General features: G+C 55.1%; 10 protein-coding genes and 1 pseudogene. 3 read left to right on the top strand and 8 right to left on the bottom strand.

Annotated features, from left to right (window positions below):
* Positions 1–76: 76 nt before the first annotated feature.
* Positions 77–265, top strand: a pseudogene (locus QJQ48_RS23050) (transposase); the annotation flags it as partial.
* Between the two features lie 162 nt (positions 266–427).
* Here QJQ48_RS23050 and QJQ48_RS23045 read toward each other — a convergent pair.
* Positions 428–1,840 carry an NCS2 family permease gene (locus QJQ48_RS23045; protein WP_346293600.1) on the bottom strand — a complete coding sequence of 471 codons (1,413 nt, stop codon included), beginning with the start codon at positions 1,838–1,840 and terminating at the stop codon, positions 428–430.
* Between the two features lie 164 nt (positions 1,841–2,004).
* Between QJQ48_RS23045 and QJQ48_RS23040 the strand changes: the two genes are divergently transcribed.
* Together QJQ48_RS23040 and QJQ48_RS23035 are read left to right on the top strand one after the other, a co-directional pair.
* Positions 2,005–3,297, top strand: coding sequence for a GTP cyclohydrolase II (locus tag QJQ48_RS23040; RefSeq protein ID WP_346293599.1), 1,293 nt, complete (start codon positions 2,005–2,007; stop codon positions 3,295–3,297).
* Positions 3,298–3,311: 14 nt separating this feature from the next.
* Entirely contained in the window at positions 3,312–3,944 is a 633-nt protein-coding gene (locus tag QJQ48_RS23035) for a class I SAM-dependent methyltransferase (RefSeq protein WP_346293598.1), read from the top strand.
* A 61-nt stretch (positions 3,945–4,005) separates the two neighbouring features.
* Here QJQ48_RS23035 and QJQ48_RS23030 read toward each other — a convergent pair whose 3' ends face one another.
* The 7 genes from QJQ48_RS23030 to QJQ48_RS23000 form a co-directional block, all read right to left on the bottom strand.
* Positions 4,006–6,639 carry a CHAT domain-containing protein gene (locus QJQ48_RS23030; RefSeq protein ID WP_346293597.1) on the bottom strand — a complete coding sequence of 878 codons (2,634 nt, stop codon included), beginning with the start codon at positions 6,637–6,639 and terminating at the stop codon, positions 4,006–4,008.
* Between the two features lie 111 nt (positions 6,640–6,750).
* Positions 6,751–7,314 carry a Uma2 family endonuclease gene (locus QJQ48_RS23025; RefSeq protein WP_346293596.1) on the bottom strand — a complete coding sequence of 188 codons (564 nt, stop codon included), beginning with the start codon at positions 7,312–7,314 and terminating at the stop codon, positions 6,751–6,753.
* A gap of 249 nt (positions 7,315–7,563) precedes the next feature.
* Entirely contained in the window at positions 7,564–11,412 is a 3,849-nt protein-coding gene (locus tag QJQ48_RS23020) for a hypothetical protein (protein WP_346293595.1), read from the bottom strand.
* A 47-nt stretch (positions 11,413–11,459) separates the two neighbouring features.
* A complete protein-coding gene (locus tag QJQ48_RS23015; protein WP_346293594.1) occupies positions 11,460–11,870 on the bottom strand; it encodes a hypothetical protein in 411 nt (136 codons plus the stop codon).
* A 632-nt stretch (positions 11,871–12,502) separates the two neighbouring features.
* Positions 12,503–17,200 carry a two-partner secretion domain-containing protein gene (locus QJQ48_RS23010; RefSeq protein WP_346293593.1) on the bottom strand — a complete coding sequence of 1,566 codons (4,698 nt, stop codon included), beginning with the start codon at positions 17,198–17,200 and terminating at the stop codon, positions 12,503–12,505.
* Positions 17,197–17,937: a DUF928 domain-containing protein gene (locus QJQ48_RS23005; protein WP_346293592.1), complete on the bottom strand. Its 741-nt coding sequence runs from the start codon at positions 17,935–17,937 to the stop codon at positions 17,197–17,199. The genes QJQ48_RS23010 and QJQ48_RS23005 overlap by 4 nt, the downstream gene beginning before the upstream one ends.
* 33 nt (positions 17,938–17,970) lie before the next feature.
* Positions 17,971–20,331 carry a CHASE2 domain-containing protein gene (locus tag QJQ48_RS23000; protein WP_346293591.1) on the bottom strand — a complete coding sequence of 787 codons (2,361 nt, stop codon included), beginning with the start codon at positions 20,329–20,331 and terminating at the stop codon, positions 17,971–17,973.

Below are 20,331 nucleotides of genomic sequence, written 5' to 3'. Positions count from 1 at the left end.
GCCTTTTACTCATCAGGCATTTGCTATCGCAGCCACCTTACAGGTTATCACTGCCCATCAGAGATATCGCACTGGCGAAGAGGTCAAGGCACGACAAGCCCGCCCACTTAATGAACTGTATCCTATTGTCTATCTCGATGCGCTTTACGTGAACATCAGAGTTTCAGAGCGCACCAGCAAGCGAGCAGTTTATGTTGCTTTGGCTATCAGCACTGAGGGCAACAAAGCGCTGCTGGGACTGTGGATAAGTCAGGCCGAAGCCGAAAGTGTTTTAACACTCAAAACTTCCCCATCTCCCCTATCTTCCCCATCTCTCCATCTCCCCCATCCTCCCCATCTCTTCATCTCCCCTATTTCCCCTATCTTCCCCATCCTCCCCATCTCCCCCATCCTCCCCATCTCTACACTCCCGCCTACTCACCACTCACTACGCAATCCCCAGCCCCATCAGTACAAACCGCAGCACAAACACTGCCGCCAAAATCCAAACCACAACGCCGACCTCATGGGCCTTGCCCTGAAACGCTTTCACTAGCGGATAGGCAATGAAGCCAACCGCTAGGCCCTCCGCGATCGAGAAAGTCAGCGGCATTAGCAAAATTGTCAAAAAGCAGGGAATTGACTCTGCCGGATCGCTCCAGTTAATCCCGGTGACATTGCCCGCCATCAGCACCCCCACAATCAGCAGCGCCGCCGCCGTGGCATAGGCCGGAATGGCGGACAGCAAGGGAATAAAGAAGATGGAGGCGACAAACAACCCCGCCACAACGACCGCCGTAAAGCCAGAGCGTCCCCCTTCAGAAACCCCCGCCGCCGACTCAATATAGCTAGTCACAGTCGAAGTACCTAGAACAGCCCCGGCTGTCGTGCCCACGGCATCGGCGAGCAAAGCCTGATTGGCCTTGGGCAGTTCTCCCCGTTCATTGATAAAGCCAGCCTGCACGCCAACGCCAGAGAGGGTGCCGATCGTGTCAAACAGGTCCACAAACAGGAAAACGAATACAACTGCCAAGAAATTGCCCCAGTTGTCACCAATTTGTCCCAGACCCACAAATGCCTGTCCGATCAAATCTCCCGGCCAAGCAGGAATATCCACCACGCCGCTCGGCCAGGGACTCACGCCCAAAATCCAGCCCAGCAGCGCCGTCGCCAGAATGCCCCACAGCAGAGCGCCCTTCAGACGACGGGCCACGAAAGCAGCAGTAATCAGAATGCCAGCTAGCGCCATGAGCGTCTGTGGCTGAGCTAGATTGCCTAAGGCTGTCTTGGTCGCTTCATCCGCCACGATAATGCCAGCACCGCCCGTAGCCGGATCTCCCGCCAGGGCGATATAGGCGATGAAAAAGCCAATGCCCACCGCAGTGGCTCGTTTGAGACATTCTGGAATAGCGGTAATGATGGCGCTGCGAACATTGGTGAGGGTGAGAATGATAAAGATGATGCCCTCAACTAGCACTGCCGCCAGCGCTACCCGCCAGTCAATCCCCAAACCGAGGACGACCGAAAAGGCAAAGAAGGCATTCAGGCCCATGCCCGGAGCGAGGGCAATGGGATAGTTTGCCAGCAGACCCATAATCAAGGTGGCGATCGCCCCTGAGATCGCCGTAGCCACCACCAGTTGCGGAAATAAATCGCCGTTTTCGCTGAGAAAAACCGCGTTTGAGAGAATCCCTGGATTTACCACCAGGATGTAGGCCATCGTGATGAAGGTCGTAATTCCAGCGAATGTCTCAGTTCTAAGGTTGGTTTGCAGGGTCTCGAACTGAAAAAACTGGGCGATCGCTCCCGGCTCCGACTGCTGCGGCGGCCGCGTTTCGGGGGGCGTGAAGTTCTGGGTCATGGTGACAGACAGATAATTTTGCAGGTCATGATAATACGGATAAGGTCAAGTGACTGTGTTCACAGCGGCTAGATGGCAAAACCGACTGCCCCAAGGACAGCAAACCGGCCCAGAATTGCCTAAGATCATATTTTCTAGCCGTTTAGACCTAAAGAGGGCCATCTATGACGGAGCACACAGCTAACGGAGTCGGTGCTGGTGGACGCCAGGGCAGCGGGCGATCGCGCCACATCATTTTGACCTCTCATCCCAGCCGCTTTGGTTCACAGGCTTTGCCCATTGAGTGGGGGGCTGCAGACCCCCTCAAGCGTGGCCCCATTGTGGCTAGCCTCAGCGACCCAGAACATCGCAACGTCATTGGCACTCATTCTGGCGCTTATGCCATCTACCGCGCCCTCGCTGTGGCCAGCGGTTCTCTGCAGGCTGACCACCGCCCTGACCTCACCGATACGTCTCCGGTTATTACGGTTGGTCCCCATCCTAGCTGGGCGGGTGCTGACAGGATTGTCTCTTTAGATCCCTTTGGCGCTTTGGTGGGAGAGATCTATCAGCCCTTAATTCAGCAGGGCTACGATATTCGCCCCACGATTGCGGTGACTCAGGCCCATATTCAAATGCCAGAGCTGCAAGAAGCTGTGCAAAAGGGCCGCATTGCTGAAGATGGCAAAATTATGAAGCCAGGGGGTGATTTAGTCGTCACTAAGGCAGCGATCGAACCCGTTTGGTACTTACCTGGGGTGGCTGAGCGCCTCGGCATCACAGAAGCTGATCTGCGCTATGCCCTGTTTGAGCAAACGGGCGGCATGTTCCCGGAGCTCGTGACGCGGCCTGACGTGCAAGTTTTCTTACCCCCCATTGGCGGCATCACCGTTTACATCCTAGGAGACGTGGAGGCCATCACTGACCCCAAGCGGCCTCTGGCGGTGCGGGTCCATGACGAATGCAACGGCTCCGATGTTTTTGGCTCTGACATTTGCACCTGTCGCCCCTATTTAGTCCACGGCATTGAAGCCTGCATCCAGACCGCCCAAACGAATGGAGCCGGGGTGATTGTCTATTTTCGCAAAGAGGGGCGGGCCCTGGGAGAAGTAACCAAGTTTTTGGTCTACAACGCTCGCAAGCGGCAGGCCGGGGGCGATCGCGCCGATGCCTATTTCACCCGCACTGAATGCGTGGCGGGCGTCCAAGACGTGCGGTTTCAGGAGCTGATGCCGGATGTGCTGCACTGGCTGGGCATCACCCGCATCGATCGCTTCGTCTCTATGAGCGATATGAAATACAACGCCATCACCCACTCTGGCATTGAAATTGTTGAACGTGTTCCCATTCCCGATGAGTTGGTTCCGGCGGACGCTAAGGTAGAAATTGAGGCTAAAAAAGCGGCTGGCTACTTTAGCGGTCAGGGGGCGCTGACCGAGGAAGAGCTAGCCAGCATTCAGGGGCGCAGCTTGGTGTAACTGCAAGAATTGACATGGCAACTTTTTTAAGGCCGCTGAGCTATCGCTATCAGTGGCTCTATGACGCCATTTCCGGCGCTGCTGCTCTCAGTGTGGGCGGTGAAAAGCGGTTTCGGCATCTGGCCCTAGCGGGGCTGCCTATTTCTAAGGACAGTCAGGTGCTAGATCTGTGCTGCGGCAGCGGTCAGACGACTCAGTTTTTAGTGGAGCTGTCTGATCACGTTACCGGGCTGGATGCGTCACCGCGATCGCTGGCCCGCGCTAGGCAAAATGTGCCCGCAGCCGACTACGTGGAAGCCTGGGCCGAGGCGATGCCGTTTGCGGAGAATCGCTTTGACCTGGTGCATACCAGCGTGGCGATGCACGAGATGAAGCCGCAGCAGCGGCAGGAAATTTTTCAAGCAGCCTACCGGGTCCTTAAACCAGGCGGTATCTTTGCCATGATTGACTTTCATCGCCCGACTAATCCGGTGATGTGGCCGGGGCTAGCGGCTTTTCTGTGGCTGTTTGAAACCGAAACGGCCTGGGAGCTTTTACAGTCCGACCTGCCAGAACGGCTGCAGCAGGCAGGCTTTCAAAAGCCAGAACCTAAGCTCTATGCGGGTGGTAGTCTCCAGGTGATTCAGGCCCAGAAGAGTGTGTCATAGCACTGATTGAGCGATCGCGGGGTAAGCCGTAAACCAGCCCAGGCCCCGATGAATCTGCCAGCTACAGCCAGTTGCCCACCAGCACATAGGCCGCCCAGTAGCTGGGATGACGATAGTTGGGATTGCCGAGCAGCGATCGCTGCGCCTGGCGTAAGGCTTCAGCTTTAGTGGTTTGAGGCTGGGCTAGGGCGGGGTAAAACCGGCTGGCAAAATACGCTCCAGAGGCGTCATCTAAATTCCACAGAGAAGCCAGGGTGCTACGGGCACCGGCCTGCAGCGAGATGCCCGCCAAACCCAGGGCGGCGCGACTGTCTCCGGTGGCTGTCTCACAGGCGCTCAGCACCAGCAGCTCAATCGGCTCTAGCCGGTTTTGATCGCCCGTTCTCAGTAAACGGCTCAATTCATCTACAGAGATAGGCCGATCCCAGGCCACGATAAAGGTGTCTTCGAGGTTTGAGCTGAACTGCCCGTGGGTCGCTAGATGCACAACTGGCAGCTCAGTACTCATAACCTGCTGGGCAAGGGCCGTAGTGGTGAAGCCTTGGTTGAGCAGCACCCGGCTATCCAGCAGCGCCTGAATGGTTTGAATTTCGTCATCTACATTAGATAAAGCACTAAAGCCGTGGCGCGGTTCTGTCAGCCCGCCCAACAGCGCGGCTACCTGAGTTGACTGCAAGGGGCGGGGGCCAAGGAGCTGTAAACCGGGTGAAAGGGCGATCGCGTAGTCTTCAATCAGGTAACGCTCACCGTTATAAAGGGCGGCCATAGGCACATTGCGCAACGCTCCGTCCAGCACAAATATCAGCGTCTGGCTCTGAGCTTCGGCCAAGGCTGCCTGCAGCGGCTGCATCAGCCAGCCGTAGAGTTGCTGCCCCAGGGCTTTGCCCTCTGGTGAGGTGAATGGCTTTTCTAACTGCTGCCGCCATTCTAGAAGCGTTTGCTCTAGCTCAGTTTGACTTACCGGGCTGGTATATTGCTGCAGGGGCTGCCCTGGTAGACTGGCAATCAGTTCTAAGCGATCTGGCAAAATGATCGGGTAGATAATGGCTGTGGCGGTTTGGCTCACATTTTCTAGATTGACCTGCTGCGCTTCCAGGCAGGCCGTTCTAAAAAAGTTATTCAGCTCTGCTACCTGCAAAGCATCAATCACGGCGATCGCCTCTTTGATCCGGGTCTGATGGCTCGATAGATCGCCATCAACGCTAGAGATCTCTTGATTACTGACATCAGCTTGGAGCAGCAGCGCCACTAGCTCTCGATACACCGGCTCTATGCTGTCTCGAAAAGAGAACTGCAAATCGTCGCTGACAGCGACTAAATCCTGCTTTAGCGACTGCAGCGTGGCGAAGGCGGCGCGATAGGCTGGTAGAGCCGCTTGCTGCTGGCCTTGCTGATTGAGGAGTCGCCCCAACTGCCACTGCCACTGGTAGGTAATATCAGCCGCACTCAGGGATTGAGCCAGCCGCAAGGCCTGTTCAGTCAGCTGCTGCGCCTCAGCCCACTGGCGAGAAACTGCGTAAGCGCGACCTAAATAGCCTCTGGCATAGGCTTCAGCCCGAATATCGCGTAAATCCTGGCTGAGCCGAACTGCCTGGGCGAGTAGATGAGCAGCCGTTTCAACTGCTGCAGGCGTTTCTAAGTGAAGTAAGCTTTGGGCCGCATTGATATAGGCGTAGATCTGGCTACGCCCCTGGGGCAGGTTAGCAATCTCGGCAGGTAAGGAGGCGGCTAGGCGCTGCGCCTCACCGGGATTGTGCTGGACAAGCAGCTTTAAGCGATTGAGGTCAGCCTTGAGCCGAATACTGGCCTCAGAGGACTGGGCTGCTTGTTGATAAAGGGCGATCGCGGCGGGTATAGCCTCACTTGCCCTATCTAATACGCTCCCCTGGGCTTGGGCAGTATTGGCTAGCTCTAGCAAGATTGCCCAAGTTTCTATATCGGCCTGCTGGGCCAGTTCAAGCGCCTTTTGCAAATGGATTTGGGAGGCCGTCAGATCGCCTAGCAGCCGATAGGTCTGGCCCAACCGCTGATAACCGCGAACTTGTAAAGGCAGCGACTGCTGAGGTAAGCGCTGCTCTATCGTCGTCAGGGTGTTTCGGGCCTGTTGATAGTAGCCCAGAGACTGCTGAGCCTGCACCTGATTTAGCAGACTGTTGAGGTGGCGGGACTGGTCTCCCGTTTGAGCGTAGAGATTAGCGGCAAGCTGCCAGGTTTCTAGGGCGGCCTGGGTCTGTCCTCGCGCCAACTGTAAGCTACCGAGGGTGTTGTGGGCCTGGGCGCTGACGGCTACTTTTTCGACGGAATCAGGGACGGTGGTGAGCTGGTCTAGGCTTTGGGCGATCGCGCGATCGGCGGCCTCCCACTGGCTCAGCTGCTGATAGACGGCGGTGAGATAGCTGAGGGCGAGAGCTTGCTGCAGCGGCTGATCAGCCAGTTGGGATACCGCTGCATTCCAGGCTGCGGCTGCCTCGGTGAAGCGCTGGGCAGCATAATGCTGGCGACCTTGATCTAGCAGAGGTTCTGCTGACGTGGCTGTAGCTGAAGCAGGAATCTGAGCTAGGGCGGCAGGGGCTAGAGCCGATTCCGACCCGTTACTAATGGCCGGACTACAGGCGATCGCAATGCCTAAAATTAGACCGAGACAAAACCTGAAGCATCGAAACCCAGCCCGACCCACTGACATTCTTTGGTGCATGGCCTGCGCTCACCCAACTGGCTAAATCTAGCTCTTTACCATCGATTAGATGGTTACGCTCAAACCACTCATCAGCCCCGCAATCTAATGATTGAGTTTAGCCCTGTAGCTCTACTGAAAAAGTTGAGCGACTGGGGCACTGAAGCCTGGCAGCAAGGGAGAGATGAGAATATCGCCGGACAAAAGGGTGCTGACAAGTTGGAGCTGAGCCTCTGAGCGACGGTAAATCTCCACGGTTTGTCGTTGCCAACTGACGATCCAGTATTCCTGAACGCCGTAGAGAGAGTAAAGTTTGAGCTTGACCTCTTTGTCTCGTTGCTCGTTCAGCTCGCCAGGGGAGAGAATCTCAACTATGAGTTCGGGGGCAACAATCAGGTGCCCAGCGTCATCAATGCCATTGGCGAGGCGTTCCTGGCTAATCCAAACCACATCGGGAATGACGGCATCGGTGGGCGTAAAAATGACGCCTGGGGTTTGAAAGGGTTTGCCTAGTTGGGACTGTCTAGACCAAATTTCTAGCTCAACGTGAATGTTGCCGCTGGCCCCCTGATGCCGAATATGAGGGGCACGGGTCATATACAGATTTCCATCAATGATCTCGTAGCGCTTCCAACCGCCATCATCGGGCATGGCGTCAAGGTCGCGGGTGGTCCAGCGCAGGGCATTAGGCACCATGGCATTGACAGGTGAACAGATGGTCTTAGTGTAGGCGATTGAGGCAGTGGGTGGGGCTGATGATGAGGCTCAAACCAGGGGGCGGTGACATCCGCAAGCGTCAGCACAAATGCGGCCTCCATCACAGTAGAGCCGACAGCATAGACGCGCTTAATTTTACGAATTTGCACACAAAAGTCCCCTCTCGGATTTGAGAGAGGACTTTGGCCTCAAATGTCCTGAGCAGCCCAGGGGGTCAGCCTCAGATTGCTATCCAGGAAGCAGTTTCTGGGCTAGGTCTAGAGCAGCTTGCTGAGGATTGCCGAAAGCAAAAGCCAGCGCCAGAGTTTGTGGCTGCCCTTGCATGAAGACCAGCTCGATCGCCATCATGACGTTGCCGCCCTGAGTGGCGTCCAGTGAGCCTTCAAACTGGGCTGACCTAACATCAAGCAATCCACCTAAACCGACGTCCACAATAAACTGCCCCACATCGGCCATCGCCCCGACGGAGATTTTAATTCCTTCTAAGAACTGAGTGGCCGTATATAAAGCTGCCGTCGCACTTTCCCGCGCCGTAAACAATCCAGCAATGCGGACATCGGCATCAATGGGGAAGCTGTCGATGGTTTTTTCTAGACCCCGTACCACCTGCTTGGCAGTTTCCAATACCCCGTTGGCGGTTTCCCGTGCCGTAAACAATCCGGCAATGCGGACATCAGCATCAATGGGGAAGCCATCGATGGTTTTTTCTAGACCCCGTACCACCTGCTTAGCCCCTTCCAATATTCCGTTGGCAGTCGCCTTGGCCGCCTCCAGACCCCCGATCTTGGTATAAATTCCCGTTATCTCACTGCCTTTAGCGGCTGCATAGGCTGAGAATTCGGCCCAGCGGTAGCTCTTTTCGTACCACTTCGATTGATTAAACCAGCGTTCTTTGTTCTTGATATCTTGATTGAGCTGGTCAATGCGTCGTTTGCTGCTGTCGATTTCGCGCTGGATCGAGTTCACCTCATTCTGTGCTTTTTGCACCGCTGCTTGGGCATCGCGCATCCGCTGCGAATCGCGATCGCGCTCCCGCTGAATTGTCTGGCGCATATTGGCGATGTCGGTATTGAGCTTGTTGACCTCATGCTGCGCTTTTTGCACCGCTGCTTGGGCATCGCGCATCCGCTGGGAATCGCGATCGCGCTCCCGCTGAATCGTCTGGCGCATATTGGCGATGTCGGTATTGAGCTTGTTGACATCTCCCTGGGCCTTTGCCACCGTTGCTTGGGCATTGGAGAGATCCTGCGTGGCCTTGCTAGCTGCTGCCTGAATTGCGGCCGTCGCCTCTGCGCGCAGGTAGCTCAGCAAATCGTTTTGCATGGAGGCTTTTACCCAGATGCTGCCGCCGCTCTTGAAGTCTTGTCCCTTGACCTCCAGGGTGGCCTCAAACAGATTGAAGATCTTGCCTGAGCTGAGGAAGTGGAAGCCACTGTCAGAGAAGCTCATTAAGACTTCTCGGCGTAGTCCCAAAAGCTCTACCGCGCCGGAGAGATCGAGCGTAGGCGTCTCAGTGGGGTTCGGAGACAGTTTGAAGTACACAGAGGGTTTGAGCCGTCCGGCAGCGCCACTGACTTTGAAAATGCCGCCGACATCAATCGGATCCATTTCGGCCTTGAGTTCTGTGCCTTCGAGGTAGTCAATCGACAGCGAGGCCTGAGCCCGCAGTCCCCAAAAAATCAGCGTACCGGCTAAGTAAAAGCCTTGGTCAAAGGCCAGTTCGCCAATGGTAGTGGGCTGGGGTACGACGTAGATGTTGACGTCCTCAAAGCCCAGCTTGAGAACTGTATTGGCCAATGCAGGGGGGATGGACTGGGCGATCGCAGCGCCGCAGAACGTGCGGATCACATCCATTAGATAGAGCCGATTGAAGGCAACCGCCAGCATGCTGCGGCTTGGCATTGCCGAATCAAACTTCACGGCGACTAAGCCCTGGAAATCGCCCACTTGTAAGCTACCGGCAATGCCAACCGTTGGCAGCGGTGGCGGCAAACTGACGCCTAGATCAAGGGCAATATTGGCGATCGCAACTCCTTTGGTGTCAAAAGGTTCATTCCAAATACCCAGCATTGAAGCCTGCAGCACTGCCGCGCGGGGCTGCACCTGCATAGCGCCGACAAAGGCGAGAGCGCTGTTATCCAAAATAGTAGTGACGGTCCCTAATAGCGTCAGGGAGAAGTTGCTAGGAGACGGCTGCAACCGGAACTTGATATCGCCAAAGCCCACCGTCTCCGACAGTTTAAACTGTCCATCGATCTCTGCTTCTAACACGATGTCAGCCGGGTTGCCGCCAATGGCGGTGTAGACCCGCAGGTTCTCAATGCCGAGCAGGGCATCGACGCCGAGCCCGCGCATATCCAGATTGGCAATAAAGTTTAAGCCCCGAATGACAGTGAGTTCAGAGCTGAGGGACGATAAACTGGTCAGCGCCAGCGCTCGGTCTTCTACTGAGGATAAGACGAGCGCCGTATCTGCAAAGCTGAGCCCGTCGAGAACGCTCAGCTCACTGGCGATCGCAGAAAACTTCCAGGACGCGGGGGGCAAAAAGCCGGTCACAAAGCCCCAGTCATTGCCAATTTTCTTCACCATTAACTCCACCAAACCCAGGGTCGAGTTGGCTCTGAGAGAGAAGAATCGGCTCTTGGGGGCAACCGTAACCGCTACGTCAGAAAAATCAACCGCCAGCACGCCGGCAGGGATGGGCAAGGTTTGCAGCGTCCGGCTACCGCAGAGATCTTGCACAACCGGCGATAGCTTCAGCGAGGGCACCTGACCGCTAAGAACAAACTCACCAGGGAACGTATAGTCGCTTCTAAAGGCGGCTCCGGCGATCTCCAAAGTGCCACCTAACACGCCACTGAGCGCTTTCTTGCCCTGGCCATCCAGGGTGCGGCTAATTTGCAACGTAATATCGTCTAGCTGAAGATCGTCGAAGCCAACGGGGATGGCCCAGGGATCCATAGCTTCTGCATTCACTGAAAAGGTGCCTGTCTTCGGGGTCAGCGACAGGGTCAAGCCGGTAATGGCTAAGTCAGGTACCTCCGAGGGCAGATCAACAAGTCCCCCCATGAGACTATCAACCAAATTGGTTAAGGATACCGTTTGACCGGGAACCAAAGTGCCAGAGAAGGTCAGCGGCTCATCGCTGTGGTAGCTACTGGTCACAAGCAGCTGGGTACCGGCTAAATTAATCGCTCCTGCAAACTGAGCGGTTACCGCCTCTAAAACAGAATCAATTTGGCCGTCAATTTTGGTGAGTGCCAGGGTAGTACCGCCGATATCGATGTCCCAGTCGTTGACCAAAGTAAAGTTGGCAGTCGCGGTTTTGGCGCTGGGGTGGGTCACCAGCCTTAAGGTTTGTAGCTGACTGTTGGGCAACGCCACCGAGTCGAGGGGTAAAGCGGTCAACAGATCGGTAACGGTAATTTGGCTACCATCCTGAATGCCGCATTCAATAATGACTTCAGGTATGAGGTGACAGGTCAGATCAAGAATGCCACTGCCCAGGGTGACTGAGCCGATAGAGGTAACCTCAGTGACGGTCTGATTCTGAAGCTCAAAACCTAAATCAATCTGGTTGAGAACAGGTAGGCTGAGACCGACTGACTTGAGACTCTCGACTAAGCTGCCGATACCCAGTTCAGCGGCCAGTTCCGTCAGTTGAGGTAGGTCAGATGAATTGACGCTGAGAGTCAAAATGCCAAGCTGCGGATCGGCAAGTGAGCCCTGTACAGCTAGCTTGCGATCGCCATCGCCAAATCGAAAGCTGCCACTGATTTCTAGCAGCGCATTTAAGATGTCGCTATCGGCCTGCTGGAGCGTTATTACAGTTGTGGTTAGCACCAGCGAGCCGCCCCCCGTAATCTTGTAAACTAAAGGCTCAGCGATCGCAATTTGCAGCGAATCTTGATCGGGCGCAGCTACTGTAACTGCCTCGATGTTGACACCCGATTCACTTACAAGGCTGCTGATAAAGTCCAAAATAGCTGCCGAGCTGATCGTAACCCCCTCTAAAGGGTTAATCTGCTTTGATAAATTGGTCTCAATGCTTTCCTTGATTTGGCTCAGATTTGCCATAGAATTGTCCTCGAATAGGTAGGGTTTTCAGAGATTACTGATTCTTTCTAGAGAGACGTGCGAGTTGTTTGCAGCGCTTGCAGTTCAGCCCTAGCGGCGACAAGGGCTTCCTTGGCTTTAAGCAGTCTGGGATCAGCTTCGACGGATAGCTCATACAAACCTTCGGAAAAGGCTTTTAGCTGCAGCTTTCGTTTTTCCAGCTCACCTCTAGCGGCTAACTTCGCCGCTTCTAAGGTCGCAATAACTGTTTCATGAGCAGCTATTTCCTGACTGCGCCAGGTAATCTCCACCTCTAACTTGATTCGGGATATGCTCTTATTTATCTGGGGATTGCTGTTGTACCAGCTTTTCCATTCATCTATTTCTTTCTTACGCTTCTTAACAGCTTGTTTTGCTTTAGTTAGCTTTGCTTCCAACTTATCTAGCTCCATCTGAGCTTTGGCAATTTTTGCGGCCATATCCTCCTGAGACGTGGGAGGATTTTCTCTCTCTGCTGTTAGCTGCTGTTTTAACTTAGGAATAAGCTGATTTAATAAAGCGACCTTAGATAAAGCTTCCTCTAAGTTCGTATTTGTAGCTTGGTTCGGTGTATTCAGAGCCATAATTTCAAGCCTCTATAAAGTTTGCTGAGTACACTATTTTCTGAGCTTCACCCTGAATGCTTCGCCTTGAGAAATTACGCCGCTAAAATTTCGAGACACTGCGATGGCGACAGGCTCTTTCCTGCCCCCTTGAGTCTGGGGGATGGCAACAGCCAGGCCGATTCCGCGATCAGTTAAAATCTCGTCAAGTGCGTAAGTTCTGACTTGATTGAATTCAGAATTAGGCTGACAAAATATCGCTAACGGTTTACCCGTCTCACAGATGAAGCCAATTCTTTATGCTTGCTTTTCCGATAGTTTCTCCATGTGTACGGCTCCAGTAGTGATGCATTACGGGGGTGTACTTAGAGAGATATACGGATGATGTGAGTCGAGTATGCAGCGCTCACGCTAAAACTTTCCAAAAAAAAGTGCTGGAATCTCCAAATGGGGATTCGCAGCGATGAGATTGATAATCTCTTTCTGGGCGGTTGAGCTAGTGGGCGATCTTAGCGGGCGATCGCTGACGGCACCTGACAGCCAGCCATTGGCATAAAGAAACTCGGTCTTTCAGTCGCCTCAGCTAAAAAGATGACTGTGCCATCCGCAACGCGAGTCCAGCTGCGGGCCTCAACTATAGGGGCGTCAGGGGACTGATCGGAGGTCGCAACAGTGTCCTGGCTGAGTGAAACGGTATCGCCTTCGTCCAGCCCTGAGATAGGTGCTAGATCTTGCCAGACGGTATCGGCACTGAGCGGGTCGGCGGGATTGGTGGGAAGGCCGCCGCGTCCAGTCATGACAAAGCTACCTGTCTGCGACCCCTGAGCCCGACAGCCTGGCGCTAGGGTGGGAGGAGCGGTTTCAGCGGGTAGGATGGCATCGTCCTGAGCCACATCGGGATTCAGCTCGTCGATGTTGACTGTGCCATTGTTGCCAAACTGGGAACTGGCGGTGATGTCGCTGAGAGGGGTATCGAGGACATTGGGCCGAAAAGCAATACCCAGGAGATTGCGGGCTGTGACGTTGACATTACCCCCGTTGCCTTCAAAAGCGTTGGCCCGGATATCGCTGTTTTCAATAGGAACAGCCACGATAAAGCCACCCGGTAAGTTCAGGGTAATGTCGCCGCCGTCGCCCCCGGCTCCTGCCGTACCGGCTTCCGTCGAAATCAGACTGCCGTTTCTCAGCAGTAGGACTTCCCCAAGATTGAAAGTAAGATTTCCCCCGTTGCTGCTGCGGGTATTGGCAGTGATGCGGCTACGGTCTAAAAAGAGCTGGTCAGACGTCAATGTGACGCTGCCGCCCTCGCCTTGCCCAGCCGAATTGACCGCAATTTGTCCGCCATTACGGAGCGTTGTCGTCGCCGCATTCACCACAATATTGCCACCAATACCGGTTGAGCCGGGTCCCGTACTAGACTCGACCGTGCTGCCGTTAATTTCGAGATGCTCAGAAAGACTAAAGGTAATATCACCTGCAGGACCGGGGCCGGTGGTGGAGGCCGACAGGGTAACGCCATCAGACAGCCTCAGGCGTTGAGACTCGGCTGTGATGTTGCCCCCGCGCCCCAGGCCGCTGGTCTCTACCGCTAAAAGACCGGGACCGCTGATGGCGATCGCTCCTGGAGCCAGGATTTGGAGACCACCGCCGTTGCCGCTGCCAGTTGTTGAGGCAGACACTACTGCCCCCGGCACCAGCGTTATGCCTAGGTCCGGGTTAACCTGGTAGGGCCGCAGCGTCAGCACGCCACCCGGGGACTGCCCCTGAGTTTCGGCAAAGATGCCTACAGTTCCGGCCAAGTCCATTTGGTTGGCGTTGAGGGTGATGCTGCCGCCGCCATCAAGATTTGTTGCAGTTGCCGTTGCGGTTGCCGTGATTCTGGCGGTTTCAGACAGGACAAAATTGGGCGTGTTGATCACAATATTGCCCGGTCTGCCGGACCCGCTGGCCTCAACGGAGATGACTGGCTCAAAATTTTGGACGCCTTCTCCCAACAGCACCGCGTCGGTGGCGTTGACGGCAATGGTGCCGCCATCGCCCGACCCTGATGTGGCTGCAAACAGGCGACCGCCGTTGCCCAGCACCAGTCGATTGGCCGTGATGTCAATTCGTCCAGCAGCGCCTTCACGGTTGGCATTGCTGAGAATCTGGCTGTTATTAAACGTCACCTGACCGGGACTGTTGATCATGACCCCGCCTGCAGGCTGACTGCCGTTGGCGCTGCTCTGAATCTCAACGTTATTAAACGTGATATCCCCAGCGCTGGTAATCAAAGTATTGCCAGCCTGACCAAAATCGCTCAAATTAAGGCTAATTGTCTGGCCAAAAGAAACAGGGTCAGGAATTTCGACTTGGCCGCTAGTTGTCAACAGCAAATCGTTTATGACTAGGCGATCGCTGAGGCTGCGAATTTCTACATTGCCTGATTGCCCGCCGCTTGAAAAGGTATAAACATCAATATTGGAAACAGCGCTGCCTGCGAGCGTGACGGTTCCACCTGACTGGGCGGGTTCTCCTGACTGCGACGCGGAGAAGGCAAACAATCCCTGAATAGTACCGGTATCGCTGCTACCGCCAAGAACGCGCCCTGCCCTCGAAAGCAGAGATATATCTCCTCCGCTGCCGGTGCTGCCCAACTCTGAAAACGAGTAAGAAGACAAGCTCCGAAGGACGGTAACATCTCCGGAATCAGACGCAAGCAGAATGTCTCCGCCATTTGCAGCGTTACCTGAGTCCGAATTTGATATGGAAGATAGGGCATCAACTACAACATTGCCAGCGGTAGAGGTTACAGAAATATTGCCACCGTCTCCAGCGTTACCCGATATGGAGTACGAGGACGCGCTCAAAAAATCCTGAATCGTAACGTTGCCAGTCTCAGAGAAAATAGAAATGTTGCCAGCATTGCCTCCCTGACCTGGGCTGGCATATGAGCCTGACCCTAAACCACCGCCGGTAACGATGCTGCCCGAATTAGAGGAGATAAAAATATCCCCGCCGTTACCGGCGTCCCCCTCATTTGATTGAGAGAATGAATCTAAACCGCCGAGATTAATGTCGCCGGAGCCAGAAAAAACGGAGATTGTGGCTCCATTACCCGAATTTCCGGCAAAGTTTGCATACGATACTGTCTGGGTAAAACCGTTGACGGTAATATCACCAGACTCAGAGAAGATAGAAATGGGTCCTGCATCCCCAGAATTACCAAAAGGGGCATAGGCTAGCGAATACGATTCTATAAAGAAACCGTTGACGGTAATATCGCCAAACTCAGACGCAATAGAAATGGCCCCGCCGTTGCCAGCGTCCCCAACGCCCGTTGATGCAAATGAGCTTAAAGATCGATCAACTGTGATATCTCCGGGAGCGGCCAGAATAATGGGACCCCCGTCTTCATTGCTGATTTCCAAAGCAGATGTGGCAACACTGTTGACCAAAATGTTGCCCGATTGCTCTCCAGCGACTGGACCTAGAGCAATAGGAGTGCCGTCAATCGGGTCTATGCCAGCGACGGTAGCTACGCCGGCTCGCAAAATTGCGGCTCGGCTGCTCGCCAGCAAGTCCTGATCAGACCCAGATCCGTCGGCAACTAAGTTCAGGTCAGGGCCGGTGATGGTGATGTCGCCAGCGGCAATGCTGCCCGTCGCCGCAGCCCGCAGCGCAGCGCCCGTGTAGTCACCGAAGGCGATATCTCCATTGGCTAGAATCTCGCCGCCTGCCCCCAATTCTGGAATACTGAGGTTGCCCGCGCTAATATTGCCCCCGTGAGCTACAAGCGCGATCGCTCCGCCTTTAAGATTGCCAGAGGGCAAAATGCTTATCGGTAAACCCGTCAGGTTACCGGCAAAGCCAGTATCAATATTGCCTAGAACTAAACTGGCCCCAGAAATCCGGATAGCTCGCTCATTAGTAAACAGCGTGTCTGCGGTATCTGCCATGACAAAGTCGCCAACGCCATTGCGATCGCTATCCGCCATTAGCTCAATTGAGCCTGTGCCATTGGCAAACACCAAGCTGTCATCTGTCAGGTCGTTAACGGTGATGTCATTGGTGGCCTGCAGCACTAGGTTCGCGTTCCCAGATAAGCTCTCTAGAGTCGCTGCGGCAATTTCAAATGTGTCATTAACTGCGCCATCGCCAAAGAGCACCTGATTATCCGTCAGCACCTGATTATCGTTTACTCCAGCCGCCCCATTGACAATTACGATATTGGCCGGATCAAGCAGCAATGTTCCAATCTGGCCGCTGGCGCTGCTCAAATCGACGGTACCTTGGAAAGCCAAGTCCTGTTTGCCAGAGACTTCAGCTAGGCCACCCTGTTCATCACCGACGGCGCTGATATGGCCGTAAAACGCGGTTGCTTCCTCTGACCAAATTACAACTTGTCCGCCACTGACTTGTCCATCGGCTGCAATCCTGGCGTCAGGACCAATGAAGGTTCGCAGAGCGCGAGGCAAGGTTGTTTGCCCTGGAATATCGCCGCCAATTTGCACCGTACCGCCTGCGGTTGTGTCAGAAACATCGAGCGTCGCTTGTTCCAGTAGGCCAACTCGATTACCTAGAATTTGCACCGTACCGCCTGGGGCTGCAAGCTGGCCTGTGTTTAAGACGGTATTGCCCAGCAGCGTCAGGGTTTGGCCGGGGGCGATCGCTAAACTGGCCTGGTTGGTCAAGTTGCCTTGCGGTTGAGTGTTGAGCTGAATTCCCAGCGGCACGCTAACAGTCAGCAGCGAGGTTTCTGGCCGGGTCGCCTGAAATTCACTGCCATCGGTAAAGGCAATACTGTCTGCGGTGCTTGCCAGAAACGAGCCTCGAATGTCTAACTTTGCACCGGGGCCAAAGAAGATGCCGTTGGGATTGAGAAAAAACAGGTTGGCAGTACCCTCAACCCCTAGCAAACCATCAATATGGGAGGCGCTGAACCCGGTTACTCGGCTCAGAATGTTAGTAATACCGCTGGGACTGGCAAAGTAAGCGGCTTCCCCTGGGGCTAAGTTAAATTCGCTGAAGCTGTGGAACAGATTGCTCTGCCGAATAGCTCCCCCCTCAATTAGCTGCGTTGGGTTACCATTCACTACGCTAGTCTCCACAACGGAAGCCTCTATGCCTAGAGTTGCATCTGGTGTAATTTGGGCCTTTGCCAAGCTAGGCGTCAAGACCGCTGCCACAATCACGGCCAGTTTGATTGAAGTGACCTGGCGCATCATTCTGGCACCTCATGAACTGAAATGGCCGGTGAAAGCTCATCAAGTCCGGCAGCTTCGAATAGGGACTCCAGGGTTTCCAGATACTCGGCCTTGCCAGGCTCAGCCTGATATAGGGACAGAGTGATTTCTATTGCTTCGTGCCAGAGTCCCTCAGCGGCATAATGCCTAGCGAGATCAAGCCGCATTGCTGGCGTTGGGTTGCTGCTGGGCTCTGTGGCCGCTGACTCAGCCACGCGGCTAATCGTGCCGGAGACAAAAACTGAGGCTGAAGGCCGAGCCGCATCGCAATAGATTGAAAACGTCCAGGTGTAAGCTTCACCAGGGTTTAGTCCGCTGCTCTCTGAGGGGACGGGAATAGCTAGAATGCCCGCCGGAATATTGCCTGAAAACTGCTTGCGGTAGGCGTAGTTGTCGCGGCTATCTTGGACGACAAATTCCAGCGGGATAGTCTGGTTTAGGGCATTGGGCAGGTAAAAGAAAAAGCTCGGCGTTGCGCTCGCGGTCTGACTCCAGACGATACCGTCAACTACGGGCACCAGCGCCGTTAGATCCTGGTAGTCTCTGCAGTCACCTCGAGAAGCCCCGCCACGCTGACGTCCGGTGGGGGCTCCCTGATCCGGTGGGGGCGTGGGTAGAGTTTGGGCCCGGGCCAGCGGCATCAGATTCAGCCCCACCATTGCCAACCCCAATAGAAAACTGACTGGTTTTAGTTCAAAGCGCCAAACGATATATCCCATTGCCAAAATCTCCTAAAAACACAGTAGATTGAGCTATTCGCCGCGTTGATCACCCAGTTCAGAACGACCTAACCCTGCCGTCACGAAGGCACTGCCGCCGAGGGCTATCAGAGCTGGCAACAGCGGCAGCCACCCGCCTATCAGCAGAGTTGCCCAAGCCCCGACTGTCAAACTGCTGGCTATCAGGAAGCAGGCAATAGCTAACTGAGAAGATTTCCACCGCATCGCCAACAGGCTACCCGCGATCGCCCCTAAGACAATCCACACCGCTTCGGCCCACTGCGGCCAAACCCAGATTAAGGGCCGTCCTTCCTCCACGGCGCTGAGTATCTGGCTAATCATTTGGGCCTGCATAAAAACCCCTGCCGTGCGGCCCTGAGCTTGCTGACCATAAGGCGTTGCCCAATAATCACCGCTGCTGAGTGCCGTGACGCCAATCAGGACAATGCGATCGCGAATGCGCTCCGGATTCACCTGCCCGCTCAACAACTGCTGCAACGAGATAGTCACCGCAATCTGCTCAGGAGCCGGAACGGCGCGGTAATTGAGCAGAAGCTGATTGCCGCCATTATCCATCCGCTGCAGGCCGCCTGCGCGCTTGTCTAGTCGGGGAAAGACGACATCTCCAATTTGTAAATCCCCCTGGGCAGTAAACGTCGGTTGTATCCCTGCCTGATGCAGGTAGTGAATGGCGATGAGCGTGGCAAATCCGTAGGGCGAGGTACAGGGCGAAACCGGGTCGGGGGTGAGCGTCAGCAACTGCCGTCGCAGAATACCGTCAGTATCTTCAACAAAGTCGCTGAAGCCGACCTGGGCGGCTGGCAGTTCCGGGGGAGGGCTAATGCCAATATCATCGGCGAGCGGATCGCGGCTCTTGCAAAGTCCCACAATATTGGGATGAGAGAGGGCTTCTCCCAGGACTGGATTGCTGGCAGCAAAGTCGCGGTACAGATCGAGGCCAATAAGCCGAGGCTGATAGTCTGCGAGGAGGGTTAGAGCCTGCTGCAAGGTCTCATCGGCCAGGGAACCGCGCCGTTCTGGTGCCGTCTGAGCCTGAATACTGCTTTCGTCAACCGCCACCACAACCAGCCGGGGGTCAGCAGCTTCGGCTGGACGTAGCTGCATCAAGGCATCGTAGACCCATAGCTCTGCCGGTTGCAGTCCGCCGGCCCAGCGCAGTCCTAATACCGTGGCGGCAACGATTAGAGTGCTCAGACTTCTTCGGTAAATGGCTTGAGCAAAGTCAGGTCTTAGCCTAGGCCGAAGCTGAGAAGCGGGCAGGGTCTTAGCTCCTAATTGACCTGCTAGCGACTGCCAGGTCGGTGGCTCTTCTGCCGGGTTTTGCACAATGACGGGCAGCCAGGCCGCGTAGGTTCCCAGATCTGTGAGGCCGTGGAGCTTTTCGCGGGCTTCTCGGACTGAGCTGTAGAGCGGTTGACCTGTGGAGAACTGGGTCAGAAACCCTTTGAGAAACTGATGGGCGATCGCATCGGGTACCGGCTCGCGCATCACGATTGTCTGGGGCAGGTGCAAATCGGCCAAGGCCCAGGCCAGCCCTAGCCCATCGCAAGAGTTCAAAATTGCTAGCTGTAAGCCATTTTGAATGGTTCGTCGTAGCGCGTATTTGAGCTGCTCAATCGTCAGCGCCTCGGTCGGGTTGACCTGTAAACAGCCTTGTCCGCGACTGGTGCTGTGGCCGGCAAAAAACAAAATATCCCAGCTCGACTCCCAGAGCTGTTGCTGCAGTTCACTCAGGGTCGGCTGGGCCAGCAGCATTACTTTAGCCGTAGGCAGTTGCGCCAGAATCTGCCGATCCGTTTCAATATCGATGTTGGTGTCATTGCCCAGCACTGCCAAAATCCGAATCATTCCCGGCGGGTTTGAGCGGGCCTGCTTGAGAGCCCGGCTATAGTCCGGCAGGCTGAGAGAAAGTTCGGCATTGGGATAGTCCTCAAACAGGTGCCACAGCCGCCAGGGAAACCGCAGCACTGTTCTGGCATGGGCGGTGAGCATCACCCGAATGGCAGCATCAGCCGAGAGCTGCGTGCGCAGGCGGCGTTCAATAGGGGCAAAGGCTGAGGCCATCAGCCACTGGTTAAAATCAGATCGCAGCAGCGTGCCCAGCGTTTCAAACTCTTGCTGGGACACGTTAGTCAGCGTTGCCGTCTCAAATTCAAAATCAGCCGCGCCGCGCCGCCAGCGACTTTGAGTGCCATAGATCGCCTCATAGAGCTGCTGCCAGCGCTGGTACTGGGCGGCAAGCTGCGGCCCGGCTGGCAGGCTGCCGACAAACTGAATCGGGGGCTGATCGGGTTCCCAAAGCTGGGCTGTCACGCTGGCAAAACCAGTCTGCCAATCTCCCTGGCCCAGATTGAGCAACAGGCGCTGTTCCAT

It is taken from the genome of Sphaerothrix gracilis Ecp01 (assembly GCF_030405905.1).
Classification (GTDB): Bacteria; Cyanobacteriota; Cyanobacteriia; order Phormidesmidales; family Phormidesmidaceae; genus Sphaerothrix; species Sphaerothrix gracilis.
This window is presented reverse-complemented; position numbering and strand designations above follow the sequence as displayed.